This window comes from Streptomyces luteolus (assembly GCF_029968015.1).
Taxonomy (GTDB): Bacteria; Actinomycetota; Actinomycetes; order Streptomycetales; family Streptomycetaceae; genus Streptomyces; species Streptomyces luteolus.
Genome location: NZ_JASCIS010000043.1, coordinates 1 through 25,807 on the forward strand (window position 1 = coordinate 1; position 25,807 = coordinate 25,807).

Here is a 25,807-nt window from a genome sequence, read left to right on the forward strand (position 1 = left end):
ACGGAACACCGTCGAACGGGCCATCAACAAGCTCAAGCACGCACGAGCGGTTGCCACTCGCTACGACAAGCGCGGCTACGTCTTCCTCGGCACCGCCACCGCAGCAGCCCTCGTCATCTGGCTCCGCACGTGATCGGCCGGACAAGTCCTAGTCGGTCGGGCCGAGTGCCCAGTAGGTGGTCCGGCGGACCTGGACGCGCCATTCTCCGCCTGCCGGAAGGAGTTGGAAGTGCTCCAAGTCGTAGTGCTCGCCGTCGTCGTGCCAGTGCCAGAGCGGGAGGGTGACGGCTCGTTGCCCGCTGTCGGCGCCGTCGGTGCTGTCAGTGGTCCGGTGGACTTGTGGAGGCGTCGAAGCTGGGTGATCGCGCAGCAGGTCGTCGTAGTGGCGTGTGCTGATCAGCAGTTGGCCGTCGGGACGCAGTACGCGGCGCATCTCGGCCAGGGCTGCGTGCACCTCCTGCTCTGTCAGCAGGTGAGGCAGCGAGTTGTCGGCGCAGATGACGGTGTCGAACTGGGCATCGGGAAAGGGGAGGCGTCGCATGTCGGCGGCTGCCGTGCGCAGGCTCAGGCTCCGGCGGGCGGCCTCACGGGCAGCGCGGGCGGCGGCGCGGGGGCTGAGGTCGGTCCCGGTGACGCGGCGCCCGCGCAGCGCCAGGCCGATGGCCTGCGTGCCGATACCGCAGGAACAGTAGAGCACCGCCGCGCGCGATCCTGGCCGATCAGGGTATCCAGGGCGTCCCCCTGCCGACGGATGCTTGTGTCCCAGTCTGAGTAGATCAGGTGGTAGTCGTCGGCCAGTTCGTCATAGAACTGCGCTACTGAAGTCTCGGACACGGCCCGAGAACACCGGGGCTGACTCCCCGGAGGCGTTGGTCGCCCCAGTGATCGGTGCGAACGCCCGAACCGGGAACGAAGCCAACGAGATCACTGACCGGTTCTCCGCCGTGCAGCCCGCGGACTACGCTGACGTTGATGACGGGCCCAGGCCGGTGAGGGTGACACAGAGAGGAAATCGACGCGAGGGGACGCGGCTCGGCCGTTGCCGATACGTTGCCGCGATGTCGGCTTTCCTCCAGCAACTTCCGGCGCTGATCGGCGTGGTCGTCGGCGCCTTCGGCTCCTATCTGGCAGTCACTCTCGGCGATCGAGCGCGTTTCCGGCGCGAGCAGATGGCCCGGTGGGAGGATCGGCGCCTGACCGCCTACACGGAGCACTCCAGGGCACTCAAGGCAATGATCAGCGTGCTGTTCAGGGTCTCGGCTCACTTCGGCAACGACCCGCATCCGCATCCCTTGGCACCGGCTGAGGCGGCTCCGCGACTGTCCAGTGCCTCCGAAGCACGTGACCAGGCGTGGGAAACGATGCTGCTGCTGGCAGCCCCCGAGGTTGTGGACGTGGCACACACATGGGCGAGGACGGTCGCCGAGATGGAACGGTTCCTGGGGGAGGAGACCCATGATCCGGATGAGTGGTCAACCTTGCTCAGGAACCAACGCGTGGCCCGCGAGAGGTTCTACACAGCGGCACGACTCGACGTCTCGCTACCAACTGGTCACCCGGGGCGATTCGATGCGCCTCCCGGACCTTAACGAAAAGCTTGGACGGGGCACATCTCGTTCGGCTGAGCCCCAGCGTCGTACGACTCATACAGCGGTGGCCAGTTCGGGCCAGGCTCCAGCGCCTGGAGGGGCAGCCCCCTTCAAAGCGGCGCTCTGGGTGCGCTGAAGTTCTCCCAGCGAGTGCCTGCGAGCCACCCGGCACAGGCGAGGTCCTCGCCTGTGGGCTGCGCGGAAGGGGAACGCAGCTCCTCGAAGCGGGAATCCGGGAAGCGTCCGGGTGTGACGTCGGTGCGCCAGGGGCACTCGGCGCATGGAGCTTTGCGGTAGGGCATGGGGGGCGAGGTGTCGGCGTCGCAGGCCGGGGGCTCGGCGTCGCCCTGTGAGCCGTAGGGGCCGAAGGGACTGGATTCTCCGGGAGTGTCCGCGCCGAGCTGTGGGGCGCCGCCCTTGGCGCGGTGCGTCGGGATCGGGATCACTCGCTCTCACTGCCCTTGAGCTGGCGGACGGTGTTGGACGGGCGGAATGGCGCGTCCTCGGGGCCCATGGGGTGTTCGAGGATGGTGATCTCTTGGTGGACGCAGGCGTCGCCGAGTTCGGCGTGACGGCGGGGGTTGGGGCACTGCATGCGGTCGTGCTCGCGCCGCCAGGTGCGGAACTGCCACGGCCCCCGCTTGTAGGCCTGCCCGGCGGCCGCGCGGCGTGCCTGGCTGGCCCCGTTGCCGCCGATCGTGACGAGACGTACGTGCCCCTCGTCGCTGATGCCCCGGCGCCGGTCCTTGCACTGGTCGGTGGGCTTGCGCTTGTGGAGGGTGGTGCGGGTGATGGTCTTACCCAACCGCTCTGTCTGGGTGATGAGTTCGTGCACGGCGATCGCGGCCCGTACGGTGAGTTCGTTGGTGCCCTCGATCGGGTCGGTCGAAGATGGCGCCGTCGGCGACGATCATCTCCGTCTCCCAGGCGATCGGCGGGCCGCCGCTGATGGGGGACAGCGTGTAGAGGGTGAACCACCACACGGGATCACCGACTTTGGCGAACTCGGCGGCCGGGACGGACACCGTGCGAGGCCCATCCTGCTCGTCGTGCACGTGATCGTTGCGCCGCCACAGCCACGACCCGCCCGGCCACACCGCGGGGTCCCAGGTGTTCCAGGAGATTGCGACGATCGGCTTGCTCGCACCCATGTCCACCGGTGTCTCGAAGACCACGAGGCCCGGCCCGCGCAGCATCCGCTCGCGCGTCACCGGTGCCTTCTTGGGGCGCATAGCCTTGCGTACGGCGACGGGGGCACATGTCGGCGTCCACGTAGTACAGGCCCGCGCGGCTCAGCGTCGTGGCTTCCTGCGTGGCCAGAAACCGGCCCGGCCCGTCGCAGTCCATGTAGCCGTCATCGCCGGGGACCGGCGTCGGGGCAGAGCGTGAACAGGCCCTGCGCCAGCGCCGAGGCAGGCCCGTGTCGAGGATCAGCGGAGCGTGGCCGCTCTGCTGAGCGCGCGCACCCAGCCCGGAGAGCACCGCCAGCAGCGCGGCGAGCGCTCTTCGGTCAGTCCCTGGTCTTCCATCGCGTGCAGGCGTGCCTGCACAAGCATCGTGTTGCCGGTTTCGAGTGCGGCGAGCGCGTCGGTGACCACCGTGCGGGATTCGGGATCCAGGTGGCGCAGACCTGTCAGCTGTGGCGTCAGCGATCCCCAGGTCATGCCACGCGCGTGAAGATGGTCGGCCGCCTGGTGAGCGGCGAACGCTGCGACCTCCGCCCCCTGCCCGCGACGGATGAGTCCGAGAGTGAAGTGCCGTAGGGCTGAGGCCCGTTCAACACCTGCGTTGGTGTGGCGGTCCGCGTAGCTGCGGGTCGCGAGGTCGATCAGCCGGTGGTAGGCGTCGATGGTCTGCTGGGTGGCGATCAGGATGGTCGGCGTGCTCACGATTCCCTCGCCTTCGTTGCCTGGGGGTTCTTGGGGCACGAGCACCAGGTGTGATCCGAGCTGTAGAGCTCGTGCTTGCACCGCACGCACAGGTAGTTGCTCGGGTCGTATCCCTCGTCGTCGAGGGCGTCGCTTTTGCAGCGGCGGCAGTTGTAGCGCCAGTGCTGGGGGCCTCGGGGGGTCATCGGCGGCGCCGCATCGTGGAGGCGGCCGAGGCGACATGGGTGGTGGCCATGAGGTGGGCTTGGCCGACTTCGCTTTCGTGAGTATCTGGGCGGCTTGCTCGGTGAGCTGGTCGATCTTGTTGGGGTTGCCGGGGCGGGTGAGGTCGAGGTGGTCAGCGACGCGGCGCGCAGGACGAGTTCGGTGTAGGCGACGCCGTAGCCGGCGTCGAAACGGTCTCGCAAGCGGGTGGTGCGGGCGTTGAGCGTGCGGGGGATGCGGGGCTGGGCAGTAGCGGTCGAGATATTCATTGCGCTTTATCCGGTGTAGTGCGTATGTCCTCTTGGTCTCAACTGCAGGAATTTAAATAGAGGCTGTCGGGCTGCGACGAGGTGACCCCGCACAGGTCCACGAGCCGAAGAGGTCAGTCCGCATCGCGCTGCTCTCCCGACCGAGAGAAGAGGGGCGGCGACGTATCTGGGGGCGCTCCTTGAGCCTGGCCATCTCGGTGGCCTGCGTGGTCGAACAGCGGCCGGTCGATACCCCGGCTGCCAGCTGGGCCAGGAAGTACGTGCGGAGCGCGTGCAGCGTGACGGGTGGTTGGCGGTCGTGTTCACTCTGGGCGCGGAAAACCCGGTGCAGGTGTGCGCTGGTGTGTGGGCAAACGATGCCCTCTTCGGTAGCGTCCAGGGCGCGGGCCAGTTCGATGGAGGGTGGTACCGCGTGCCCGCCAAGGTGCGTCAGTAAGTCGTCACCTACGGCGAGTTGGCCGACTTCGGAGGCTCTTGGTCCACGTTCGGCGGCCAGCAGGGCCCACAGGTGGGCGTAGGGGTGATGCTGCTTGAGGTGGGCAAGGAGGGACGCCACGCGCTCATCGGTCAGCTCGGCTTCGATCATCGTGTGCTCCGTGACTGGCGGCCCGGCCCAAGAAGGGCCGGGCCTGGGCGGGCGAAGGGGGCAGCCGTCGTGGCGCAGCTCGTTGGAGCGACGCTCGGTCAGGCGGGGTAACAAGTCGTCGGCGGTGACGCCGAAGGCGTGCAGGGTCATCCCCAGCCGGGAGTCGAACTGCTCCAGCTGTAAACGGTCGGGCGGCGCAGCCGGGGCCTCGGGTTCGGGGGAGTGCAGGGTGTTGAGGATCGTGCGTGGGTTTTCTCAGCGGACAGGGCGTAGACCGCGGTCGTCTCTGGGCTCTCGTGGCGCGCGAACTCCTATGTCGCGATCAGGTCCTGCGAGCGCTGGTAGTAGCGGGTGATCGCCGTGTGCCGGAGCTGATGACACTGCATCGGCACACCGACCTGAGCCGCGAGAAGTGAGATCTCGCTGCTCACCTTGATGCCCGTCGTCCCCGGCCAGAGTGCGCCCGGGTTGCCGTCGGCGAACTCCCACAGCGCTTCGAAAAGTTCGTCTGGCACGTCGACCGTGGTCACCAGCGCCGCCTTGCCCACCACGAGGAGCGATGCGGGAGGCGCGGCGGACGTGGTCGGAGACGGTCCGGTAGTTCTCCGACGTGAGCGGCCTGGGCCGGTACCGGGGCGGTCTGGGCCGCTTGATGCCCTCGGTGGCGTCGGGCACGCCCGCGAACTGGAAGAACATCCTGAGGTGTTCGAGGTGCTTCAGCCGTGCTGCGGGCGGCAGCTCCCGCTCCTCGGAGTAGCTCTTGATGTGTTCGCGGGTGATGAGCGTCGGGTCAGCCAGTTGGTGGTAGCGGCAGACGACGTCGACCTGCGCTATCCGGGTCGAGACCGTCTTCTGTGAGAGCTCGGCTTCGACCATGGCGTTGTGCCAGGTCGCGAGCGTGTCTGGAACGGTCACCCGGGCGTAGGTGCTCCACCAGTCAGCGCCTAAATCGGGTGAATGCGGCTGCACGTTCCAATTGGCGCTTAGGGGAACGAGCGTGCCCATCTCGGCTCGGTTGTGGGCTTCCTCACGACGCAAAGCCAGAAGGTATGTAAAACGGACTATTCGTCCGTCCGAGCGTTACATACGGTGGCGTAGGACACTTAGCGAGGTGAAGGATGTGCCGACGTGGCAGACGATTCGACACCCCTCACCAGCACCGCCCCCGGCTCCTACGCGGCCGTCGGCGACAGTTTCAGCGAAGGCGTCGGAGACCCTGGCCCGGACGGCGGCTTCGTCGGCTGGGCCGACCGGTTCGCCGTGCTCCTGTCCGACCGGCACCCCGAGCACACCTTCGCCTACACCAACCTCGCCATACGCGGGAAGCTGCTCGACCAGATCGTGGCCGACCAGGTGCCGCGGGCCAAGGAACTCGCCCCCGACCTGGTGAGCTTCTGCGCCGGCGGCAACGACATCATCCGCCCCGGCACCGACCCGGACGAGGTCGCCGAGCGCTTCGAGCGGGCCGTCGCCGACCTCAAGGAGTCGGTCGGCACGGTCATGATCACCACCGGCTTCGACACCCGCGGCGTGCCCGTCCTGCGCCACCTGCGCGGCAAGATCGCCACGTACAACGCGCATGTCCGCGCCGTCGCCGACCGCTACGGCTGCCCCGTGCTCGACCTCTGGTCCCTGAAGTCGGTGCAGGACCGGCGGGCCTGGGACGGCGACCGGCTGCATCTCTCTCCCGAGGGCCACACCCGTGTCGCCCTGCGCGCCGCCCAAGTACTCGGCCTCGACGTCCCCGTCGACCCCGACCAGCCGTGGCCGCCGCTGCCGCCGCGCGGCACCCTCGAAGTGCGGCGCGACGACATCCAGTGGGCCCGCGAGTACCTGGTGCCGTGGATCGGACGCAGGTTGCGCGGTGAGTCCTCCGGCGATCACGTGTCGGCGAAGGGGGTCGTCGACCCGTACGTCCTCAAGTCGCAGCTGGATTCCGCGACTTGACGGCGTGGGGGACCCGGGGGGCGTGGATCAGCCCTTCGGTGCCCGTACGTCCCGCAAGTCGCAGGAGTCCTTGAAGCCCTGACTGGTCAGGCCGAGCGCGGAGTTGTAGCGGGAGCGCAGATTCTCCACCGCGACCATCATCGTCAGCTCGACGAACGCGGCCTCGCCCAGGCGGCCGACGAGGCGGGCCGCCAGCTCGTCGGAGACCTCCGGCGGGTTGGCGGTCATCGCCTCCGCGTACTCCATGACATCCCGCTCCACGTCCGAGTAGGCCTCGCTCTCCCGCCAGACCGGCACGTCCCGGAGCTTGCGCTCGTCCATGCCGCGCCCGTGCTCCTTCCAGTACCCGAAGTCCATGCACCAGGAGCAGCCGATCGACGCCGCCGAGGCCATCACGGCCAGCGCCTTCAGATCCGGGTCGAGCTTGTCCCACTTGCTCACGTTCTGCTCGAACCGCAGCTGCGCCCACATCAGCTTCGGGTGGTGCCCGGACGCCTTCACCGGGTCCATGACCTTGCCGTACGCGCGCGTGCAGTACCACTGCACGAAGCGATTGAGGACGGTGTTGCGCGGCTTCAGCGAGATGCGGGCCATGGGGCCACCTCCAGGTGTTGTGCGGGCCTTTCACCCCCACGACGTGTGGCGGCGGGCGGAATGTGACATCGCGCGGGCGGAATCCTTCGGGGGTCCGGCACGTTGACGGGGCATGACGACAGGAGACGATCACCAGGACGCGCTGCTGAGGCTGCTCACGGAGTACGACGGCGGGGTCCTCGTCACGCTGAGACGGGACGGGCGCCCCCAGCTGTCCAACGTCAACCACCACTACGACCCGTCGGCGCGCGTCCTGCGGGTCTCCGTGACGGACGACCGCGCCAAGACCCGCAACCTGCGCCGAGACCCCCGAGCCTCGTACCACGTCACGAGCGCCGACCGCTGGGCCTGGACGGTCGTCGAGGGCACCGCCGAACTCACTCCGGCGGCGGAGGACCCGTACGACGACACGGTCGAGGAGCTGATCCGCCTCTACCGCGACATGCGCGGCGAGCACCCGGACTGGGACGACTACCGCGCCGCGATGGTGCGCGACCGGCGGGTCGTGCTCCGGCTGCCGGTCGGGCGCGCTTACGGGCAGCCTGCCGGGTGAGCGGTGGACGGTCGTCCCGGGGTGTACGGCCGTCCCGAGGCGCACGGTCGTCCCGAGGCGTACGGCCGTCCCGAGGCGTACGGCCGTCCCGAGGCGCACGGCGGTACCGGGGCGCACTGTCGTCCCGGGGCGTACGCCCGTTCCGGGACGGGCGTCCGTGAGGCGTTGTCAGACCTGCCCCACATAATGGAAAACCTGACCGAACAGCACCGCTGGAGGATCCGTGACCGGCTTCCGTTCCCTTCGCTCCGGGCTCCGCTCGCTGCGGCCCGCACCTTTCGGCGCCGATCCGAGCGGTGAGCGCCTGGCGCGGATCCACAGCTCGCCGAACTTCGCGAACGGCCGGTTCACCAACCCGGTGGGGGCGCGCGTCGGCCCCCTGGGCTCCAAGATCGAGTTCGCGAAGACGTACTTCCGCAAGGAGGAGCGGCTGCGCCGGGCGCCTTCCGGGACGGTGCCCGTGCACCCGACGACGCTCGCCGACCTCGCGCGTCCGCCCGCGAGCGGCCTGCGGCTGACCTGGATGGGCCACTCCAGCGTGCTCGCGGAGATCGACGGGCGCCGGGTGCTCTTCGACCCGGTGTGGGGAGAGCGCTGCTCTCCCTTCGATTTCGTCGGGCCGAAGCGGCTGCATCCGGTGCCGGTCCCGCTCACCGCGCTCGGCCCCGTGGACGCGGTCGTCATCTCGCACGACCACTACGACCACCTGGACCTGCCCACGATCAAGGCCCTGGCCGACACGGACACGGTCTTCGCGGTGCCGCTCGGCGTCGGGGCGCACCTGGAGCACTGGGGCGTCTCCCCGGACCGCCTGCGCGAGCTGGACTGGAACGAGCAGACGCGGATCGCGGGGCTCAGCCTCACCGCCACCCCGGCCCGGCACTTCTGCGGCCGCGGTCTGCGCAACGAACAGCACACGCTGTGGGCGTCCTGGGTCGTGGCGGGGGACGAGCACCGCGTCTTCCACTCCGGGGACACCGGATACTTCCCGGGCTTCCGCGACATCGGTGCGGAGCACGGCCCGTTCGACGCGACGATGATCCAGATCGGCGCGTACAGCGAGTACTGGCCGGACATCCACATGACCCCCGAGGAGGGCGTCCAGGCCCACCTCGACCTCCAGGGCGGCCGGCCGCACGGCGCGCTCCTCCCCATCCACTGGGGCACGTTCAACCTGGCCCCGCACCCGTGGGCCGAGCCCGGCGAGTGGACCCGGCACGCCGCGGAGGAGGCCGCCCAGCCGGTCGCCACGCCCCACCCCGGCGAGCCCTTCGAGCCCGCGGGGGAGCTTCCCGCTCAGGCGTGGTGGCGCCCGGTCTCCGCACCCCTCGCCCAGCCGTGGCGCCTGCGGTCGGAGGCGGACGACGTGGCGGTGGCCACCACCCGGGCGGGCCTCGACCTGGCCCGGGAGGGGTGAGGGGCCTCGGCCGAGGCGTGGCCTCGCGGCTCCCGTTCGGTCCGACCCCCATAGGCATCTCGGACGGGTACGGGACGCCCTGACCCTCGCGCACCGGCCCCATGCGACCGTCCCGCGCGACCACCGCACCGGCAGGCCCCTGCCCGACGGCGAACGGCTCGCCCTCTTCGTCGACCGGCTCATGGACTACCGGGCGGCCCAGGTGCACACCTGTACGGCCGACCGCACCGCAGAGGTGCTCGCCGACGTGCTGCGCGAGCGCGGAGTGCGGAGCGCGGAGGGTCGGGGTGCCCGCGGGGCTCGACCGGGGCTGGCTCGCGGTGTACGACGTGAGGTGCGGGAGGACGCGGCGGAGATTCCGGCGCCACAACTCGACGCGCTGGACGGGGTGGTGACGGCCTCGGCGGTCGGCTGCGCCGGGTCCGGCACGATCTTCCTCGACGGCTTTGCCGACCAGGGGCGGCGGGCGCTGTCGCTGGTGCCCGACCTTCATGTGTGCGTCGTCGATCTGTCGTCAGTGGAGGCGGGCGTGCCGGACGCGGTGGTCGCGGCTCGTGCCGCAGCGGCCCGCGCCCCTGATCAGCGGGCCGTCGACCACGTCCGACATCGAGCTGGAACGCGTCGAGGCGTGCGCAGCCCGCGCGTCCTGGACGTGGTGATCCGCGCGGACGCGTGAGCAGGCGGGGGAGGGGGCGGGGCGTGAGGGGCGTCCCCTCGGATCTCTGCGGGTCCGCGACTTCCCCGGCCCCGGCCCCGGCCGGGGCGCCCCCAGGCCTCCGGCCGGGACCGCAGCCTCCGGCTGGGACCGCAGGCTCCGGCCGGGTCCCTCAGCCTCCAGCCGGGACCCCCAGCCCCCGGCCGGGACCCCCAGCCTCCAGCCGGGACCCCCAGCCTCCAGCCGGGACCCCCAGCCTCCAGCCGGGACCCCAGCCTCCAGCCGGAGGATCCTCATGACGCCGGAGCCTGATCCGCGAAGATCGGAAAGGCGCCCCAGGCCTTGTCCGTCAAGTCCGCCCCCACCCTCGGGCGGAAGGTGCCCCCAGCCGCCGCGACGCCATGCACGCTCCCCCAGCCTCCAGCCCGGGGGCCCACTCGCCGCACCGGGCGAAGGCCCAAGTGCATCCAGTACGAGTCCAGTACGAGTCCAGTACGAGCCAGGACGAGGGCCTGCGCCCGGCACGCCGAGAGCACGCACTGGGGGACCCCCGGCCGCAGGCGGGGGGGGGGAGAGAGAGCCGCAGGGCCTGGCCTCCCGGCGGACGGCGGGACTGTGCGAGCACGACGCAGGGCGCGTGCCCGCCACCCCACCCCCGACGGAACAAGAGCCTCCGCCCCGTCAAGCCTTCATCCCATGAACGTACACAGACTGTTCCGTGCCACTTGTGTGGAGGTCCCTGACGGGCAGTCATGAAGGCCGGACCGAGCGTCGATTGCCGGACAGAGTCAGCGGCGGGGCAGAACCGGCCGACGCTGATGTTTAGTTGGCGCTCGCACGCGCGATCGAGGGGTGCGGTAGGGCGAATTTGAGCCACGGTGGCGCGTGGGGTCACAACGGCCCCAAGGGTTACTCGGAATCACACGTGTCTCAAGAATCCCGCTGGTCGGGCGGTGTCGAGGGGCTGCAAAGCGGAGCGCCCGTCTCGGTGGCTGAGACCAGGGGCGGTCCGTCGGCCGCAGTGGCGAAAAAGCGTCCTTCACACTAGGTAGGAGACCTGCCAAGGTCAGCAGGCATATGAGTCCTACAAGTTCATCCGGCACGCGCACGCGTCCCGCCCCGTGGGTTGGAGGAGCACATGTCCGTTGACGCCTCGATAGCCTGTCCACAATCCGTTCCCCCGCAACAAGCACAGCAGTCGGTTCCGGCCGAATCGGCCGAAGCGGCGGCGCCGCCGGCGCCCGACGTATCGCGTCAGGTGGCCGTACTCCTCTCCCGGTTACGTTCAGCACGCAAATTCGGGGACGGGCAGAGCAACCCCTGGCCCGCCTACGAGAAGCTGCGCGAGTGCGGTGACGTCGTGCCGTCCCCGTGGGGCGGCGTGATGGTCACGTCGTACGAGGCCGCCAGCGCGGTGCTGCGCGACCGCTCGTACCGCACACCGGACCTCGAATGGCGTCTGAAGCAGGGCGAGCCGAGGTGGACGTCCCCCGCCTCCACCGAGTTCAGCCAGATGATCATGCTTCTGAACGCCCCCGAGCACACCCGGCAGCGCCGCGTGCTCGGCAATACCTTCGACCGTGGCACACTCGACCAACTCGGCGCAGTAGTTGGTGGGTTGGTGGACGGCGTGCTCGACGAACTCGAAGTGCGGATGAAGGAGGACGGCGAGGCCGACTACGCGGACATCGTCGGCGACGGCCTCCCCGTGGCCGCCGTAGGACGCTGGCTCGGTGTGCCCGCCGCCGACTACCGTAAGCTGCGCGACTGGACGCACGGGCAGGCCTGGTCGCAGGAACTCTTCCCCACGCCCGCACAGTTGGCCGTCGCCGACGAGTCCGCCCTGAACCTCAAGGCGTACTTCGAGGACCTGGTGGCCGAACGCACCAAGTCGCCCGGCGAGGACGTACTCTCCTCCTGGATCCGAGCATGGAGCGAGGTGGAGAAGGACCCCCAGCAGGCGGCGACCATCGTGCAGCGGCTGGCAACCTTCTCCATCATGGCGGGACTTGAGACGACGTCCAATCTCCTCAACGCCGCGATGTGGCTCCTCGACCGGCATCCGGACCAGGCCGACTGGCTCCGATACCACCCCGAAGGGATTCCCGCAGCGACTGAGGAGATTCTTCGTTATGACCCCGCGGTGTCGATAACCACTCGTGTAGGGTCCCGCAGTGACTCTCTGTCAGATATTGCCGTAGGCAAGGGGCAGTTGGTGTACGTGTGCATAGGCTCGGCACATCATGATCCGAGGTTCATAGCCGACCCCGATCGATTCGATGTGCGACGCCCCGGGCCCTCCCGGCATCTGGCCTTCGGGCAGGGTGCCCACTTCTGTCTCGGGGCCGGACTCGGCAGGCTGGAGGGCCATGTGCTGCTCCGGAAGCTGCTGACCCGCTTTCCCACACTGCGGGTGGTGTCCGAGCCGCAATGGGAGCCGAGGGTGGCGTTCCGGCGGATGGCCAGTCTGCGGGTGGGCCTCGCGCCCAAGCCGCGCTTCTACTCTTTCGGAGCGTGACGATGACTCAGCAGACCTTCTCCGTGGACGACTTGAAGACCCTCGACGTCACCGAGAGCGGCGCCGCCCTGCACGTACGCATGCGCCGCGAGGGCGCCAAGAACGTCGCCGACGAGGCACTCCTCGACGACCTCGCGGACGTACTCGCACACCTGCGGAAACGCCCCGACCTGCGGGTGCTTGTACTCGCGGGCGAGGAGACGGAGTTCTGCCTCGGCGGCGACCGCCACGAACTGGAGTCGCTGGCCGAGGCCGACACCACCGGCGAGGCCGTCCTCCGGGTCGCCGAGAAGGCCCGACGCGTCTGCGAGGCCCTGGAGTCCGCCGACGTGGCCACCATCGCCGCCGTCCGCGGACCCGCCGTGGGCGCCGGAGTGGCCCTGGCCCTCTACTGCGACCTGCGCGTCGGTACCGTCGACTGCACCTTCCGGATGCCCGAACTCGGCCTCGGGCTCCCGACGGCCTGGGGCGGCGCGCTGAGCCGGCTGATCGCCGAGGTCGGCGCACCCCGTATCCGGGAAATGGTGCTGACCTGCGACGTCGTGGACTCTGCGCGAGCCCTGGAGTGGTCGCTGCTGCACCGCGTGGCAGCCGACTCCACGGAGCTCGACAAGATCGTCGACCGGTGGGCACGCACCATCGCACGCCGTTCACCCGCCGCACTGCGTGGCACCAAGGCTCTGATGCGCGCATACGGGACCCCCGCCCGTAGCGGCGACCTCACGGGACTCGACGGCTATCTCCTGGCGACGGCGCTCAACGCGCGCCAGGCGAAGGGGCGTTGAGCGTGAGGCATCGATTAGACGAAGGAGGATGGGCCGAGGGGCCCTAGAGCGATGATCCAATACCTTGGGCAGCAGGACTGGGTGTTCTGGTGCCTGATCGGGGCCATGGTTGTCCTCGTGGTGCTCGCACTGCGAGGGCACAATGTGGCCCGCGTACAACGCAAGCGCAGCGCCGAGGCGATGGCGCAGCGACAGCGGAGGGACGACGCGGCACGCTATCTCCTGGAGAACTACCTGCCGCGCCTCGCCAACCCCAACGAAACCCCGCCGCCCTTCCAACTCCCCGAGGCCTATGGCTCGTTGGCGGGCAGCGACTTCGAGCACGACCTGCGGGTCATCGCCGAGTGGTTCTCGCAGCTGAGCGACGTCGCCCGGGACCGCATGGGCGAGTCCCTGTGGAAGCTCCTCAAGGTCATCGGCGAGAGCTTCCTGGCCCGCGGCTCCGAGCAGCAGAAGACCATCAGCGACCTGGAGCGGATGCTCCAGGACCCCCGGCTCCTCGAAGCGCTGATGAAGGTCGACCACCGCACGTCGTACTTCCTCCGCAAGGCGAGGAACATCGTGGTGCTCTGCGGCGGCTTCCCCGGCCGCTCCCGCGTACCCGAGACCGCGACGGACGTCGTCCGCGGCGCCACCGGCTACATCCGCGGCTTCACCCGCGTACGCCTCGTCAACGAGCTGGACGTCGGAGTGGCCGCGCACGCCGTCAACCCCGTGGTGCACGCCGTGGCCGAACTCCTCGACAACGCCGACCAGTTCAGCAACCCCGAGCAGCCCATCGAGGTCGAGCTGGAGCGCCTGCCCAACGGCGTGGCCATCTCCGTCGACGACCGCGGCCTCGGCATGGCCCCCAAGAAGGTCCAGGAGGCCAACGAACTCCTGTCCCACCCCCCGGCCCTGGACATCGAGGAGCTCGCCGAGGAGCCCAGCTTCGGCTTCCGCGTCGTCGGCCAGCTCGCCCAGCAGTACGGCTTCTCCGTCGGTCTCAAGACCAGCCTCTACAAGGGCGTACGAGCCGTCATCATGCTGCCCAACGCGCTGCTCACGCAGATGCCCGACAGCGCGCCCAGGCAGGTGCCCGGCGTAGCTCCGCAGCGCCCCATGGACGTCCTCAACGGCCATGCCGCAGCGGCCCCTTCGGCCGCCGCGCCGCTCACCGCGGCCGCCGAGGAGCGTCCCGCCGTGGCGCCCCCGCCGCCCGCGGCCAGGCCCGCACCGGCCGCGCGGCCCGCGCCCGCGCCGATGCCCGCACCCCGGCAGGAGCCCACGCCCACGCACGCGCCGATACAGTCCACCGAGCCCGCGCTCACGCCCCCGCCCGCGCCCGAACCCCCGCGCCCGCACACGCCGTCCACCACCGGTGACTGGACCGCGGCGCCCGGGCCCGAGTCGCCCACCGAGGCCGACCGGCGCGAGGGGGCCGCGCCGCCCGGCGCCGGCGACCTCGGCACCACATCGGGCGGACTGCCGCGGCGCCGCCGCAAGGCACCGACCGCGGACGCGCGACTCCAGGACGGCGACGTGCAGCCTCCCCGCTCCGCGGAGGAGACCGCGCGCCGTATGGCTGCACTGCAGCGGGGCAACCGTGAGGGCCGTGTCAGCAGCACGGCAGACGAGCACAAGGGGACGACAACTTCATGAGTGACACGACGAGCAAGCCCGCGTGGATGCTGCGCAGCCTCCTCGAGATCCCCGAGGTCCTGCACGCGGTGCTGCTCTCCCGGGACGGGCTCATGCAGGCCCGCACCGAGGAGATCAGCAAGGACGAGGCGGACACCTACTCCGCCGCCATGTCCGGCCTCGCGTCACTGTGCCAGGACCCCATCTTCAGCGGCGGGGCGCACAACCCCTGGCTCCAAACGATGATCGAGTTCGACTCGCGGTACGTCTTCGCCATTCGTGCCGGAGCGGGCGCCTACCTGGGTGTGTCGACGACGGCCGCGGTGGACATCGCCGCCATCAGCCGCCGCATGCAGGAACTGGTCGGCCAGATCGGGCACGAGATGGCCGTAGCGGACCGGCAGGGCTTTGGCTACCACGGATGAGCGGCCAGGACGACAGCTCACTGGTCCGCTCTTATGTCATCACCGGTGGGCGAGCCAAGCCGTCGAGAGCGGACATCGACGTCATCACCCTGATCAAGGCGACCCCCAGTAACGAGCCCCTGCACCGGCTCAACCGGGAGAAGCGCTCCATCGTCGAACTCTGCCGAGGCGGAGCGCTGATGACGGTCGCCGAGGCAGCGGGCTACCTCAACCTGTCGGTGGCGCTGACCAAGGTGCTGGTCGCCGACCTCGTCGACGAGCAGCTCATCACCACCCGCACGTCGCCCACCAGCACCCCCGCCACAGACAGAACCCTCCTGGAGGAGGTCCTCAATGGGCTCCGCGCCCGTCTCTAAGCAGCCCATATATCTGGCCGACACCGTGCAAGTGGCCACGAAGATCCTGGTCGCGGGGCACTTCGGCGTCGGCAAGACCACGTACGTGGGAACCCTGTCCGAGATCGACCCGCTCCGTACCGAAGAGGTCATGACGGCCTCCAGCGTGGGCTACGACGACCTGGTCGGCCTCCCGGACAAGAAGACCACCACCGTCGCCATGGACTTCGGCCGGCTCACGCTGAGCCCCCGCCTCGTCCTGTACCTGTTCGGCGCCCCCGGCCAGGAGCGCTTCCGGCGCCTCTGGCAGGACCTGGCGTACGGCGCACTCGGCGCCCTCGTCCTCGCCGACACCCGCAACCTCGCCGAGTCGTTCCCGGTGTTCGACCGCGTCGAGGAGTTCGGACTGCCCTACGGCGTCGCCGTGAACCACTTCGCGGGCGGGCGCAGGTTCGACGAGGCCGAGGTCCGGGACGCGCTCGACCTGCACCAGGACACCCCGTTGGTCACCTGCGACGCACGTGACCCCCAGTCCTCCACCATCGCCCTGATCCGCCTCGTGGAACACCTCCACGAGCGGGCCGTACACCAAGAGAGCTTCCGGTGAGTTACCCCGTCGACTCCTACGGCCAGAGCCAGAACGCGCCCGGCTGCCCCGTGACGGGCACGGGTGCCGCGGCCGTCACCCCCTTGTTCGGCGCGGACTTCGCCGCCGACCCGCACGCCGTCTACGGACGTCTGCGGGCCACCGGCTCCCGCGCCCACCCCGTCGCGCTCGAACCGGGCGTGCACGCCATCCTCGTGACCAGCTACGCCACGGCCCGCGAGATCCTGCTCAGCCCCGACTTCTCCAAGGACCCGCGCAACTGGGCCGACCTCATGCGGGGCAACGTCCCGGCCGACAGCAGCGTCCGCCCGATGATGGAGTGGCGGCCCAACGCCCTCTTCAGCGACGGCCACGAGCACCAGGCACGCCGTCAGGTCATCGACGACGCGCTCGGCAAGGTCGACCTCTACCAGCTGCGCCGCTTCGTCGAAGAAGCCGCCGACGAGCTGATCGACCAGTTCGCCCCGACCGGGCGCGCCGACCTGATCGGGCAGTACGCCAAGACCCTGCCGCTGCGCGTCTTCAACCGCATGTTCGGCTGCCCCGACGACATCGCCGACCGGCTCGTGGAGGGTATGTCCGCCCTCTTCGACGGCCGCGAGCCCGAGAAGTCCAACGCCCTGGTCACCCAGGGCCTGGTGGACCTCCTGGAGTTCAAGACCGCGACGCCCGGCTCCGACGTCACCAGCTGGATGCTCGCCCACCCCGCGCAGCCGGGCGGCGAGGAGATCATCCACCAGCTCGTCACGCTGATGGGCGCCGGTACCGAGCCGGAGGCCAATCTCATCGGCACGGCCGCCCTGAAGATCTTCGCCGACCCGCGGTTCGCCGGGCATTCCGCCGGCATCAACCCGCCGATCAGCGAGTCCATCAACGACGTGCTGCGCTGGGACCCGCCGCTCGCCAACTACGGCGTGCACTACGCCCGTCGTACGACCGAGCTGCACGACGTGGTGTTCCCGACCGGCGTGCCGATCCTGATGTCCTTCGCGGCGGCCAACAACGACCCCGACGAGGGCATCGCGGCCGAGCAGGACGCGACGCACAGCGCCCACCTCGCGTGGTCCGCGGGCCCGCACCAGTGCCCCGCGCAGCGCCAGGCCCTCTCCATCGCGCACACCGCGATCGAGATGCTGTTCAAGCGCCTGCCGGACCTGCGCCTCGCGGTCGACGAGTCCACCCTGGAGTGGCGCCCGGGCCCCTTCCACCGGGCCCTGAAGACACTCCCGGTGCGCTTCTCGCCGCGTGCCGCACGCGCCGCCGAGAAGGCCTCGGCCGTCGCCAACGGCGCGGCTCCCAGGGCGGGTTCGCTGCTCCAGCCGGGACCGCCGCCCACGGCACCGACAAAGCCGTCGCTCGGAGGCAAGGTCCTGAACCTGTGGCTGAACTGGTGGCGCGGCGACAACTAGCCACCGCGGCACGGAAGTTCCCGGGCACGCCCGGTCCCCGAGGTCTCCTGCCTCGGGGACCGGGCGTGCCCCTTTTCCGTTCCGTGCACATTCCCTTTCGCACATGTCCGGGCGCGGCCCGCTCCTGACCGTCTCGGTGGTCCGACATCCGTACGCCCGACAAGGGGCCCGGCGCGCACCCCGCCGCGTACGCCCCGCGCAGAGGAGTGCGGACCCGCTGCCGGCCGTCCCGCGCTCCCGCCGAAGCCACCCCGCGCGCCGCCCCGCCGACCTGCGAAGCCGCCCGCGACCACCGCGTACGCACCGCCTCCACAGCCACGCGGGAGTGACGCGAACACGCGTCCGACCTGCGGGATTCGCGCGATTGTACGAGATGTCACGCCGGGGTTGAACGCGGTTCGGTGAAGTTCCTCAACTGCCCGTCGCGGGGCCGTGATTCGTGACTACCGTGTGTGCTCGTCGACCAACGCAGGGCGCATCCACTGCTCGCCGACGAACGGCACCGCCATGCCGCATGCCCGAAGCCGAGCGCCGATGCCCGCGCACCACGAGTCCACTCGACGAGGACACTGATGTCTCACCTTCGCGAACCGGCCGCACGCGCAGAACGCCGCGAGGGCGGACGCCATGGCAGGCCCGGACCCCGTGCCGTCAAGGAACTGCCCGAGGCCCGGATACGCCGGCAACTCCTGCGCGCCTCCGTCCTGCCCGCCGTGGCCGTGGCCCTGGCCGGTGCGGCCGCCGTGCTCTGCGTCGTCCAGGTCACCGGCGCGCGGCCCACCCCGCTCCTGTGGGGCCTCCTCGCCGCCGCCGCGACCGTGGCCGTCGCCGGGATCGCCGCCGCCGTGGTGGCCGCCGACCGCACCACCCGGGCCGTCATGGACCGCGTCTCCGCCCTGCGCCGCACCACCGCGCGCGGACAGAACGACCTGCGCGCCCTCGTCGAGCGACTGCGCCGCGGTGAAGCCGCCCCGCGCCCCACCACGACGCCCCCCGGCCCCGCGGCCGGCCCGGGCGCCGACGAATTCGACCAGCTCGCCCGGGAGTTGACCCGCGCCCAGGAGTCCGCCGTCGCCTCCGTCGTGCAGGCCGCGCAGCTGTCCAGTCAGGCCAGCAGCGAGCAGAAGGTCGAACTCCTGGTCAACCTGGCCCGCAGGCTGCAGTCCCTGGTGCACCGCGAGATCCAGCTCCTCGACGAGCTGGAGAACGAGGTCGAGGACCCCGAGCTGCTCAAGGGCCTCTTCCACGTCGACCACCTCGCCACCCGCATCCGCCGGCACGCCGAGAACCTCGCCGTGCTCGGCGGCGCCATCTCGCGCCGCCAGTGGTCCCACCCGGTCACCATGAGCGAGGTGCTGCGCTCCGCGATCGCCGAGGTCGAGCAGTACTCCCGGGTCAAGCTCGTGCCGCCGATCGACGGCACGCTGCGCGGGCACGCGGTCGCCGACGTGATCCACCTGCTCGCCGAACTCGTCGAGAACGCCTCGGTGTTCTCGCCCCCGCACACCCAGGTCCTGATGCGTGCCAGCCGGGTCACCTCGGGCCTCGCCATCGAGGTGGAGGACCGGGGCCTGGGCATGGCGGGCGAGGAGCAGAGCGAGATGAACGCGCTGCTCGCCGACCCCGAGGGCGTCGACGTCGCCGGTCTCATCGCCGGGGGGCGCATCGGTCTCTTCGTGGTCGCCGCGCTCGCCCGCAGGCACGGCATCGCCGTACGGCTGCAGACCAACATCTACGGCGGTGTGCAGGCCGTCATCGTGCTGCCGCAGAGCCTCCTCGGCGCGGACGACGAGACGGCCGCCGACGGGCAGCAGCCGCAGACGCCCACGGACGGGCGGCAGGCGCAGGCGGCAGGCGAGGGGCGACACCAGCAGGCGGCCGCCGATGGGCGCCAGCAGCAGACCGCTGCCCAGCCGGGACCGCAGGCGGTGTCCCGGACGGGACCGCAGCAAGTGGTCCGTACGGGCCCGCAGCCGGTGGTGCGGGAGGGCGGACCCCGGCCGGACCCGCAGCCCGCCCGCACCTCGCCCGCCGCGCAGCCCACCACGGCCCAGCAAGCCCAGAAGTCCCAACAGGCAGAGCAAGCCCAACAGGCACAGCAAGCCCAACAGGGCCAGAACAGCGGCCAGTTCACGGCCACCGGCGGCCCGCTCCCCGTACCTCACCAGGCCACCTCCGCCGCGCACCCCGCCGCCCCCGCACCGGCGGAGCCCGTACGGCTGCCCAGGCGGGGGGCCGACGCGCCCGCGCTGACGCTGCACACCGCGACCCACACGCCCGTCGCCCAGGTACCGACGCAGTCCGCGCCGCAGCCGCAGGACGACGCGACCGTAGGCCGACCCGCGCCCCCGCTCCCGGTACGCGGCGCCCACGCCTCGCGGCCCAACCCGGCCGACGCGTCCCTCAAGCCCCCGCTGCCCGCGAGCCCCGCGCCCACGGGCGTACGCGGCACCATGGGCCGACCCCAACTCCCCAAGCGCCGCGCCCAGGAACACCTGGTACCGCAGCTGCGCGACGCCCCCGCGTCGCACGCCCCGGCCGACGAGCCGGAGACGGACGGCCACGACCCGGGCCTCATGGCCGCCTTCCAGCGCGGCATCGGACTCGCCGAGGCGCACGGCGACCCGCGGCCCGAACCCGGGGCGCACCCCACGCCCGTACCGCTGCGCCCCGCAGCACCCCACGCGCACCAGGACGGTGCGCACGACGGGGGAGGCGAACCGACCGGGTGACCCTAGGCCGTGCCCGTGAAGTCCGCCCCCCGACCGGCAAGTTGACGCCGTATCTCAAGGAGTCGATCCCCCATGGCGAGCGATGTACCGACCGGCCAGGTTTCCGACCTCGACTGGTTGTTGAGCGGTCTGGTGCAGCGGGTGCCGCACACCCGCAGCGCGGTCCTGCTCTCCTCCGACGGACTGGTCAAATCGGTCCACGGACTCGACCCGGACAGCGCCGACCACATGGCCGCGCTCGCCTCCGGCCTGTACTCGCTCGGCCGCAGCGCCGGTATCCGCTTCGGTGACGGGGGCGAAGTCCGGCAAGTTGTCGTGGAGTTGGCGCAGACGCTGCTCTTCGTCTCCACCGCCGGGTCCGGCACGTGCCTCGCGGTCCTGGCCGGCCGCGAGGCGGACGCGGCGGTCCTCGGGTACGAGATGGCGATGCTGGTGAAGAGCGTGCGGCCGTATCTCGTCACGCCCGCGCGGCAGCCCGTAGAGCCTTCGGTGATGAGGCCGTGACCGTGGCACCTCCGGCACTTCCGCAGGACGGGCCGTGGCTGGACGACGCGGCCGGGCGGCTCGTCCGTCCGTACACCGTGATCAACGGCAGAACCCGGCCCAGCGCCCCGCTCGACCTGCTCTCCATGGTCGTGCCGACGGGTGCGGTGTCGGTCGCCCACATGGGGCCCGAGCACACGCAGGCACTCGGCCTGTGCGGTGCCGGGCCCACCTCCGTGGCCGAGATCGCGGCGCAGCTGAGGCTGCCCGCCGTGGTGACGAAGGTGCTGCTCTCCGACCTCGTCGACTGCGGCGCCCTCACCGCCAAGGCCCCCACCTTCCGCCACCACCCCACCGACGACCAGTCCCTGCTGGAGGCAGTGCTCGATGGTCTACGACGACGGCTCTGACCCGCTGACGGCCCCCCGCACCTCTGGTACGGAGGGGCGGGACGGCTTCCCGGACGCGCTGAAGGTCCTGGTCGCGGGCGGGTTCGGCGTGGGCAAGACGACCTTCGTGAGTACGGTCAGCGAGATCGAACCGCTCAGCACCGAGGAGTTGCTCACCACCGTCAGCGAGGCGACCGACAGCCTGGAGGGCATCGAGGGCAAGTCCACCACGACCGTGGCGATGGACTTCGGGCGCCTCACCCTCGACGAGCGCCACGTCCTGTACCTCTTCGGCACCCCGGGCCAGGAGCGGTTCTGGTTTATGTGGGACGAGTTGTCCGACGGTGCGCTGGGTGCCGTCGTGCTCGCCGACACCAGACGCCTGGAGGACTGCTTCTCCGCCGTCGACTTCTTCGAGCGGCGCGGAATCGCCTTCGTCGTCGCCGTCAACGAGTTCGACGGTTCGTACCGCTACGAGCCGGAGGAGGTGCGCGCGGCCGTCGACCTCAAGCCCGAGGTGCCGGTGGTGCTGTGCGACGCGCGCGTCCCGGGCTCCGGCATCCAGACCCTGGTGACCCTCGTCCAGTACCTGCTGACCCAGACCCCGGCCCCCGCCCCCGCCCCCAGCCACGGAGCACACTCATGACGTACGACCCGACCGGGCACCTGCTGCTGACCCCCGTCGACAAGGAGGCGTCGAGCAGGGTGCTGCGACTGCGGGAGCTGGGTCTCGGTGACGCGCCGGACCCGGCGTTCGACGCGTTCGCGGACCGGCTCGCCGAGACGATCGGGGCGGCCTACTCGATGGTCAACTTCATCGACGAGAACCGGCAGTTCTTCGCCGGCCTGCACACGCCCGAGGGGAACATCGCGGGCCCGGAACGCGGCATCGACACCAAGGAGGGCCGCGTCGGCCGCTACCTCGACCGCGACCACGGCTACTGCCCGCACGTGGTGGTGCGCCGCAGGGCCCTGGTCCTGGAGGACGTCCGCGACTACCCCCGCTTCGCGGGCAATCCGGTGGTGGACGAGATCGGCATCCGCTCGTACCTGGGCGCTCCGCTCATCGACGGTACGGGGATGGCGCTCGGCACGATCTGCGTCGTGGACACCGAGCCGCACCCGTGGGGGAGGGCGGGGTTGGGGGCGATCAAGGGGTTGGCAAGGGAGCTGATCGAGCAGATCGAGGCTGGGGCTTGAGGGTCGGCCCGGGCCCGCTGGATTCTCCCCACCCCGCCCCTTCCCGAAAGACCGCCGTCGGCTGCTTCGTTCGGCTTTCCCGCCGTCGTGGTTGCTCGCGCAGTTCCCCGCGCCCCTGTCGGGGCACGTGCATTCAGCCCCTCCGGCGTTTGAGGAGCGGGGGCTGGGGCAGAGCCCCAGTTCGATAAGGGGTGGAGAGGGAAGAAATCGCTCAGCCGCAACCGGAGTTCGCCCGACCCGTGCTGGCCCGCAGCACCACCTCGCCCGGTACCCGCTCCACCCGCGAGCGCGCGCTCCGCTCACGCAACGCCAGGGCTATCGCCAGCTCGCCCATGCGCCGCAGCGGCAACCCCACCGTCGTCAGCGCCGGGGTGAGTTCGCGTACGAGAGGGATGTCGTCGAAGCCCGCGAGCGACACGTCGTCCGGGACCCGCAGGCCGCGTTCGCGCAGAGCCGCGAGCGCGCCCACGGCCATCACGTCCGTCACCGCGAACACGCAGGTCGGGCGGGCGCCGCGGGCGAGGAGTTCGAGCGCCGCCGCGTGGCCGCCGTCGCGGGTGAACGCGCCCCGCACCACCCGCTCTTCGGGCAGCGCCACCCCGGCCGCGGCGAGCGCCTCGCGGAAGCCGGTGAGCCGGTCGGCGACGGTGGTCAGTTCCGGCGGTCCCGTCAGGACCCCGAACTCCCGGTGGCCCAGGGCGAGTAGGGCGCGAGCCAGGGCCGCGGCGCCCTCGCGGTTCTCCGGCAGTACGGTGTCGACGCGCAGGCTGCGGTGCCGGCTGACCACCGCTACCCGGCCGCCCGCCCTGGTGTAGGGGGCGAGTTCGGCTTCCAGGGCGCGTTCCCAGGCGCGGTCCTCTATCCCCGAGCCGATCAGCAGGATGGCCCGTGCGCGCTGGGCCCGCAGCATCGACACGTACGCGATCTCCCGGGCCTGGTCGCGGAAGGTCGAGGCCAGCATGACGAGCAGGTCGCGCTCGGCGGCCGCCCGCATCACGCCGCTCGCGATCGCCGCGAAGTACGGGTCGCTGACGTCATGGCAGATCACGCCGACGGTGTTGTTGGAGGCGGAGGCGAGCGCCTGCGCATGGGCGTTGGGGATGTACCCGAGCTCGGCGGCCGCCGCGAGCACCCGGCCGCGCAGCTCCTCACGGACCCGCGTCGTGCCGTTCAGGGCGCGGGACGCGGTGGCGGGGGAGACGCCCGCCGCGTGCGCCACGGTGTGCAGCGTGACGGGGGGTGGTGCGCTGCCGCGGGGGTGGAGGCGATCCTGGCGTGTGCGTTCCCGTTCACTCACTGCGCCCCCTTCGGGCGTCGTGGCCGGCCTCCGGGCGCCGACGGTGCGGGGCCCGTAGGAAACTTCGGGACGACCTATTGACCGTGCTGTCGAGGGGTCATTAGCGTGGCCGACATGCTAGCAGAAAGCGCTTTCTGAAAGCGTTTTCGGGAACCAGGATCCACCCGCACCAGCGCCCACACCAGCGCCCACACCGGCGCCACCGCACCAGCGCCACCGCACCAGCGTTCGCACCAGCGCCCGCAGACTCGCCAACCACCGCCCTACACCGGGGAGTTACCCGTGAGCCAGAGCGCACTGTCCGCACCGCCCGCGAAGACCGCGGGCGTCGCCGTGCGAGAGCGGCCCAGTCCGGGCCGTCGGGTCGCCGAGGCCGCCGAGCACAGTTGGCGACCGGTGGCCCTGTTGCTCGCCTGCTTCGCCGTCTGGTGGGCGATCGCCGCCGCCGAGCTGGTGGAGCCGTATCTCGTCCCGTCGCCGGGTGCCACCCTCGACGTACTCGTCGACAAGTCCGACTACTTGTGGCAGCACAGCTGGATCACCACGTACGAGACACTGCTCGGCTTCGTCATCGCCGTGGTCGTCGGTGTGCTCGCGGCCGTCGTGATGGTGTACTCGACCACCGTCGAGAAGACGCTCTATCCGATCCTGCTGTTCGCGCAGGTCGTGCCGAAGATCGCGATCGCGCCGCTGTTCGTCGTCTGGCTCGGCTTCGGGATCGCGCCGAAGATCCTGATCGCCGTCCTGATCGCGTTCTTCCCGGTCGTCATCTCCATGGTCACGGGCCTGAAGGCGGTGGACCCGGAGATGCTGCAGCTCTCCTCGACCATGGGCGCGCGCCCCTGGCAGACGTTCGTGAAGATCCGGCTGCCCGCCTCGCTCCCGCATCTGTTCTCCGGTCTGAAGGTCGCCGTCACGCTCGCCGTGACCGGTGCCGTGGTCGGCGAGTTCGTCGGCGCCAACGAGGGCCTCGGCTATGTGATTCTGCAGGCCAACGGCAACCTCGACACCCCGATGCTGTTCGCCGGGCTGCTCGTGATGTCGCTGATCGGCGTCGTCCTGTTCGTGCTCGTGGAGATCGCCGAGAAGCTGCTGCTGCCCTGGCACGCGAGCCGCCGCGACGCCTCGATGACGACCTCGTACTGAACCACCCTCCAACTGCCGTTCTCTACGGGCCTGTTGAGCCTCCCGAACCCGTCCCCACAGCCCGTCCCCACAGCCCGTCCCCACAGCCCGTCCCCTCGCGAAAGGGCCGCCCCGATGACCCCGCGCAGAACCCAGACCGGCCGCACCCTGGCCGGACTCGTCCCGCTGCTGCTCGTCGCCGCCACCGCGTGCGGCGGGGACGACTCGGCGACCACCACGAGCGCCGACGGCAAGACCCTGGACAAGGTGACGCTGACGCTCAACTGGTACCCGTACGGCGAACACGCGCCGTTCTACTACGGGAAGAAGCAGAAGATCTTCGAGAAGCACGGCATCGACCTGCAGATCCAGGCCGGCCAGGGCTCGCAGAAGACGGTGCAGGCCACCGGCGCCGGACAGACCGACTTCGGCTGGGCCGACACCCCGGCCGTGCTCGCGGCCGTCGAGTCCGGTGTGCCGGTCAAAAGCCTCGGGGTGTTCCTGCAGACCACGCCCGCGTCCGTGCAGTTCTTCGACACCCAGGGCATCAAGGCCCCGGCCGACCTCAAGGGCAAGACGGTCGCGGGCACCACGGGCGACGCGCTGTCCCGTACGTTCCCGGCGTTCCTCAAGGCCAACGGGCTCTCCGAGGGCGACGTCAAGGTCCAGAACACCGACCCCGCGGGCAAGATCGCCGCGGTGATCTCCGGCAAGACGGACGCACTCCTCGGGTACGCGAGCGACCAGGGCCCGATCATGCAGGACAAGGCCAAGAAGGACGTCTCGTATCTGCGCTTCTCCGAGCACGGGCTCAACTTCTTCTCCAACGGCCTGATCATCGGCGAGCGCACCCTGAAGTCCGACAAGGACCTGGCCACCCGGATGGCCAAGGCCGTCAGCGAGTCGTGGAGCGCCGCAGAGAAGTCGCCGGGACCCGCGGTCGCCGCGATGGACGGTGCTTCCGGCCAACTCCCGCCCGAGAAGGTCCTGTCGGAGCAGTTCGAGACCACCCTGACCCTGCTGCACACCAAGGCCACCGAGGGCAAGGCGCCCGGGGTGAACGACGAGGCGGACTGGCAGCAGACCATCGACGTGTTCAAGGAGGCGGGCATGGTGAAGAACGCCAAGCCGGTCACCGACTACTGGGCCTCGGACGCGGCCGTGAAGGGCTGAGGGACT

Annotated in this window: 27 protein-coding genes and 1 pseudogene; 19 read left to right on the forward strand and 9 right to left on the reverse strand. The window is 70.6% G+C overall.

What is annotated here, in order from left to right; translation table 11 throughout:
* Nucleotides 1-160: 160 nt before the first annotated feature.
* Nucleotides 161-834: pseudogene (locus QIT00_RS30390) on the reverse strand (class I SAM-dependent methyltransferase); the annotation flags it as partial.
* Nucleotides 835-1,058: 224 nt separating this feature from the next.
* Here QIT00_RS30390 and QIT00_RS30395 point away from each other — a divergent pair.
* Nucleotides 1,059-1,589, forward strand: a complete 531-nt coding sequence (locus QIT00_RS30395; protein ID WP_282538655.1) for an immunoglobulin domain-containing family protein — start codon at nt 1,059-1,061, stop codon at nt 1,587-1,589.
* A gap of 110 nt (nt 1,590-1,699) precedes the next feature.
* On the opposite strand, the gene QIT00_RS39070 is transcribed toward QIT00_RS30395, so the two are convergent.
* The 6 genes from QIT00_RS39070 to QIT00_RS30420 all read right to left on the reverse strand — a co-directional run bounded on the left by QIT00_RS39070 (nt 1,700) and on the right by QIT00_RS30420 (nt 5,067).
* A complete protein-coding gene (locus QIT00_RS39070) occupies nt 1,700-1,891 on the reverse strand; it encodes a DUF6283 family protein (protein WP_408909891.1) in 192 nt (63 codons plus the stop codon).
* Between the two features lie 140 nt (nt 1,892-2,031).
* Nucleotides 2,032-2,394: a hypothetical protein gene (locus QIT00_RS30400; RefSeq protein ID WP_282538656.1), complete on the reverse strand. Its 363-nt coding sequence runs from the start codon at nt 2,392-2,394 to the stop codon at nt 2,032-2,034.
* Nucleotides 2,387-2,800: a hypothetical protein gene (locus tag QIT00_RS30405; protein WP_282538657.1), complete on the reverse strand. Its 414-nt coding sequence runs from the start codon at nt 2,798-2,800 to the stop codon at nt 2,387-2,389. The genes QIT00_RS30400 and QIT00_RS30405 overlap by 8 nt, the downstream gene beginning before the upstream one ends.
* Nucleotides 2,801-3,019: 219 nt before the next feature.
* Nucleotides 3,020-3,478: a hypothetical protein gene (locus QIT00_RS30410; RefSeq protein WP_282538658.1), complete on the reverse strand. Its 459-nt coding sequence runs from the start codon at nt 3,476-3,478 to the stop codon at nt 3,020-3,022.
* Nucleotides 3,479-4,003: 525 nt separating this feature from the next.
* Complete coding sequence (locus tag QIT00_RS30415) at nt 4,004-4,537, reverse strand: hypothetical protein (RefSeq protein WP_282538659.1); 534 nt, start codon at nt 4,535-4,537, stop codon at nt 4,004-4,006.
* 311 nt (nt 4,538-4,848) lie between these two features.
* Nucleotides 4,849-5,067: a hypothetical protein gene (locus QIT00_RS30420; protein ID WP_282538660.1), complete on the reverse strand. Its 219-nt coding sequence runs from the start codon at nt 5,065-5,067 to the stop codon at nt 4,849-4,851.
* Nucleotides 5,068-5,665: 598 nt separating this feature from the next.
* Between QIT00_RS30420 and QIT00_RS30425 the strand changes: the two genes are divergently transcribed.
* On the forward strand, nt 5,666-6,484 hold the full coding sequence (locus QIT00_RS30425) for an SGNH/GDSL hydrolase family protein (RefSeq protein WP_282538661.1): 819 nt from the start codon (nt 5,666-5,668) through the stop codon (nt 6,482-6,484).
* Between the two features lie 27 nt (nt 6,485-6,511).
* Here QIT00_RS30425 and QIT00_RS30430 read toward each other — a convergent pair whose 3' ends face one another.
* Nucleotides 6,512-7,078, reverse strand: a complete 567-nt coding sequence (locus tag QIT00_RS30430) for a carboxymuconolactone decarboxylase family protein (protein WP_282538662.1) — start codon at nt 7,076-7,078, stop codon at nt 6,512-6,514.
* A gap of 112 nt (nt 7,079-7,190) precedes the next feature.
* Between QIT00_RS30430 and QIT00_RS30435 the strand changes: the two genes are divergently transcribed.
* From QIT00_RS30435 to QIT00_RS30505, 15 genes are all read left to right on the forward strand, one after another.
* Nucleotides 7,191-7,631 (forward strand): PPOX class F420-dependent oxidoreductase, encoded by a 441-nt coding sequence (locus tag QIT00_RS30435; RefSeq protein WP_282538663.1) that lies wholly within the window; start codon nt 7,191-7,193, stop codon nt 7,629-7,631.
* Between the two features lie 223 nt (nt 7,632-7,854).
* The gene (locus QIT00_RS30440; protein WP_282538664.1) at nt 7,855-9,048 is read left to right on the forward strand and encodes an MBL fold metallo-hydrolase; all 1,194 of its coding nucleotides are present in this window, start codon (nt 7,855-7,857) and stop codon (nt 9,046-9,048) included.
* Nucleotides 9,049-9,229: 181 nt separating this feature from the next.
* A complete protein-coding gene (locus tag QIT00_RS30445) occupies nt 9,230-9,724 on the forward strand; it encodes an LUD domain-containing protein (RefSeq protein ID WP_282538665.1) in 495 nt (164 codons plus the stop codon).
* Nucleotides 9,725-10,841: 1,117 nt separating this feature from the next.
* Entirely contained in the window at nt 10,842-12,221 is a 1,380-nt protein-coding gene (locus QIT00_RS30450; RefSeq protein WP_282538666.1) for a cytochrome P450, read from the forward strand.
* A 2-nt stretch (nt 12,222-12,223) separates the two neighbouring features.
* Nucleotides 12,224-13,006, forward strand: a complete 783-nt coding sequence (locus tag QIT00_RS30455) for an enoyl-CoA hydratase/isomerase family protein (protein ID WP_282538667.1) — start codon at nt 12,224-12,226, stop codon at nt 13,004-13,006.
* A 51-nt stretch (nt 13,007-13,057) separates the two neighbouring features.
* Nucleotides 13,058-14,647: an ATP-binding protein gene (locus QIT00_RS30460; RefSeq protein ID WP_282538668.1), complete on the forward strand. Its 1,590-nt coding sequence runs from the start codon at nt 13,058-13,060 to the stop codon at nt 14,645-14,647.
* Nucleotides 14,644-15,051 carry a roadblock/LC7 domain-containing protein gene (locus tag QIT00_RS30465; RefSeq protein WP_282538669.1) on the forward strand — a complete coding sequence of 136 codons (408 nt, stop codon included), beginning with the start codon at nt 14,644-14,646 and terminating at the stop codon, nt 15,049-15,051. The genes QIT00_RS30460 and QIT00_RS30465 overlap by 4 nt, the downstream gene beginning before the upstream one ends.
* Nucleotides 15,048-15,407, forward strand: a complete 360-nt coding sequence (locus QIT00_RS30470) for a DUF742 domain-containing protein (protein WP_282538670.1) — start codon at nt 15,048-15,050, stop codon at nt 15,405-15,407. The genes QIT00_RS30465 and QIT00_RS30470 overlap by 4 nt, the downstream gene beginning before the upstream one ends.
* A complete protein-coding gene (locus tag QIT00_RS30475; protein WP_282538671.1) occupies nt 15,385-15,993 on the forward strand; it encodes a GTP-binding protein in 609 nt (202 codons plus the stop codon). Before QIT00_RS30470 ends, QIT00_RS30475 begins: the two co-directional genes overlap by 23 nt.
* A complete protein-coding gene (locus tag QIT00_RS30480; protein WP_282538672.1) occupies nt 15,990-17,402 on the forward strand; it encodes a cytochrome P450 family protein in 1,413 nt (470 codons plus the stop codon). Before QIT00_RS30475 ends, QIT00_RS30480 begins: the two co-directional genes overlap by 4 nt.
* Nucleotides 17,403-17,974: 572 nt before the next feature.
* Nucleotides 17,975-20,134, forward strand: a complete 2,160-nt coding sequence (locus QIT00_RS30485; protein WP_282538673.1) for a sensor histidine kinase — start codon at nt 17,975-17,977, stop codon at nt 20,132-20,134.
* A gap of 72 nt (nt 20,135-20,206) precedes the next feature.
* Nucleotides 20,207-20,638, forward strand: a complete 432-nt coding sequence (locus tag QIT00_RS30490) for a roadblock/LC7 domain-containing protein (RefSeq protein ID WP_282538674.1) — start codon at nt 20,207-20,209, stop codon at nt 20,636-20,638.
* A 2-nt stretch (nt 20,639-20,640) separates the two neighbouring features.
* Nucleotides 20,641-21,027, forward strand: a complete 387-nt coding sequence (locus QIT00_RS30495) for a DUF742 domain-containing protein (RefSeq protein WP_282538717.1) — start codon at nt 20,641-20,643, stop codon at nt 21,025-21,027.
* A complete protein-coding gene (locus tag QIT00_RS30500) occupies nt 21,005-21,652 on the forward strand; it encodes a GTP-binding protein (protein ID WP_282538675.1) in 648 nt (215 codons plus the stop codon). Before QIT00_RS30495 ends, QIT00_RS30500 begins: the two co-directional genes overlap by 23 nt.
* The gene (locus QIT00_RS30505) at nt 21,649-22,206 is read left to right on the forward strand and encodes a GAF domain-containing protein (protein ID WP_282538676.1); all 558 of its coding nucleotides are present in this window, start codon (nt 21,649-21,651) and stop codon (nt 22,204-22,206) included. The genes QIT00_RS30500 and QIT00_RS30505 overlap by 4 nt, the downstream gene beginning before the upstream one ends.
* A gap of 211 nt (nt 22,207-22,417) precedes the next feature.
* Here the strand turns inward: QIT00_RS30505 and QIT00_RS30510 are convergent, their stop codons facing one another.
* Nucleotides 22,418-23,434: a LacI family DNA-binding transcriptional regulator gene (locus QIT00_RS30510; protein WP_349017215.1), complete on the reverse strand. Its 1,017-nt coding sequence runs from the start codon at nt 23,432-23,434 to the stop codon at nt 22,418-22,420.
* Nucleotides 23,435-23,785: 351 nt separating this feature from the next.
* On the opposite strand from QIT00_RS30510, the gene QIT00_RS30515 reads away from it, so the two are divergent.
* Both QIT00_RS30515 and QIT00_RS30520 read left to right on the forward strand, forming a co-directional pair.
* Complete coding sequence (locus QIT00_RS30515) at nt 23,786-24,649, forward strand: ABC transporter permease (RefSeq protein ID WP_282538678.1); 864 nt, start codon at nt 23,786-23,788, stop codon at nt 24,647-24,649.
* Between the two features lie 114 nt (nt 24,650-24,763).
* Entirely contained in the window at nt 24,764-25,801 is a 1,038-nt protein-coding gene (locus tag QIT00_RS30520) for an ABC transporter substrate-binding protein (RefSeq protein ID WP_282538679.1), read from the forward strand.
* The last annotated feature ends 6 nt before the right edge of the window (nt 25,802-25,807 follow it).

What these genes read in the sequence shown, in the direction of transcription:
- QIT00_RS30395 (WP_282538655.1), top strand. Translation starts at nt 1,059, where the DNA reads ATGTCGGCTTTCCTCCAGCAACTTCCGGCGCTGATCGGCGTGGTCGTC.
- QIT00_RS39070 (WP_408909891.1), bottom strand. Translation starts at nt 1,891, where the DNA reads ATGCCCTACCGCAAAGCTCCATGCGCCGAGTGCCCCTGGCGCACCGAC.
- QIT00_RS30415 (WP_282538659.1), bottom strand. Translation starts at nt 4,537, where the DNA reads ATGATCGAAGCCGAGCTGACCGATGAGCGCGTGGCGTCCCTCCTTGCC.
- QIT00_RS30430 (WP_282538662.1), bottom strand. Translation starts at nt 7,078, where the DNA reads ATGGCCCGCATCTCGCTGAAGCCGCGCAACACCGTCCTCAATCGCTTC.
- QIT00_RS30435 (WP_282538663.1), top strand. Translation starts at nt 7,191, where the DNA reads ATGACGACAGGAGACGATCACCAGGACGCGCTGCTGAGGCTGCTCACG.
- QIT00_RS30445 (WP_282538665.1), top strand. Translation starts at nt 9,230, where the DNA reads ATGGACTACCGGGCGGCCCAGGTGCACACCTGTACGGCCGACCGCACC.
- QIT00_RS30450 (WP_282538666.1), top strand. Translation starts at nt 10,842, where the DNA reads ATGTCCGTTGACGCCTCGATAGCCTGTCCACAATCCGTTCCCCCGCAA.
- QIT00_RS30455 (WP_282538667.1), top strand. Translation starts at nt 12,224, where the DNA reads ATGACTCAGCAGACCTTCTCCGTGGACGACTTGAAGACCCTCGACGTC.
- QIT00_RS30460 (WP_282538668.1), top strand. Translation starts at nt 13,058, where the DNA reads ATGATCCAATACCTTGGGCAGCAGGACTGGGTGTTCTGGTGCCTGATC.
- QIT00_RS30465 (WP_282538669.1), top strand. Translation starts at nt 14,644, where the DNA reads ATGAGTGACACGACGAGCAAGCCCGCGTGGATGCTGCGCAGCCTCCTC.
- QIT00_RS30470 (WP_282538670.1), top strand. Translation starts at nt 15,048, where the DNA reads ATGAGCGGCCAGGACGACAGCTCACTGGTCCGCTCTTATGTCATCACC.
- QIT00_RS30475 (WP_282538671.1), top strand. Translation starts at nt 15,385, where the DNA reads ATGGGCTCCGCGCCCGTCTCTAAGCAGCCCATATATCTGGCCGACACC.
- QIT00_RS30485 (WP_282538673.1), top strand. Translation starts at nt 17,975, where the DNA reads ATGTCTCACCTTCGCGAACCGGCCGCACGCGCAGAACGCCGCGAGGGC.
- QIT00_RS30490 (WP_282538674.1), top strand. Translation starts at nt 20,207, where the DNA reads ATGGCGAGCGATGTACCGACCGGCCAGGTTTCCGACCTCGACTGGTTG.
- QIT00_RS30500 (WP_282538675.1), top strand. Translation starts at nt 21,005, where the DNA reads ATGGTCTACGACGACGGCTCTGACCCGCTGACGGCCCCCCGCACCTCT.
- QIT00_RS30505 (WP_282538676.1), top strand. Translation starts at nt 21,649, where the DNA reads ATGACGTACGACCCGACCGGGCACCTGCTGCTGACCCCCGTCGACAAG.
- QIT00_RS30520 (WP_282538679.1), top strand. Translation starts at nt 24,764, where the DNA reads ATGACCCCGCGCAGAACCCAGACCGGCCGCACCCTGGCCGGACTCGTC.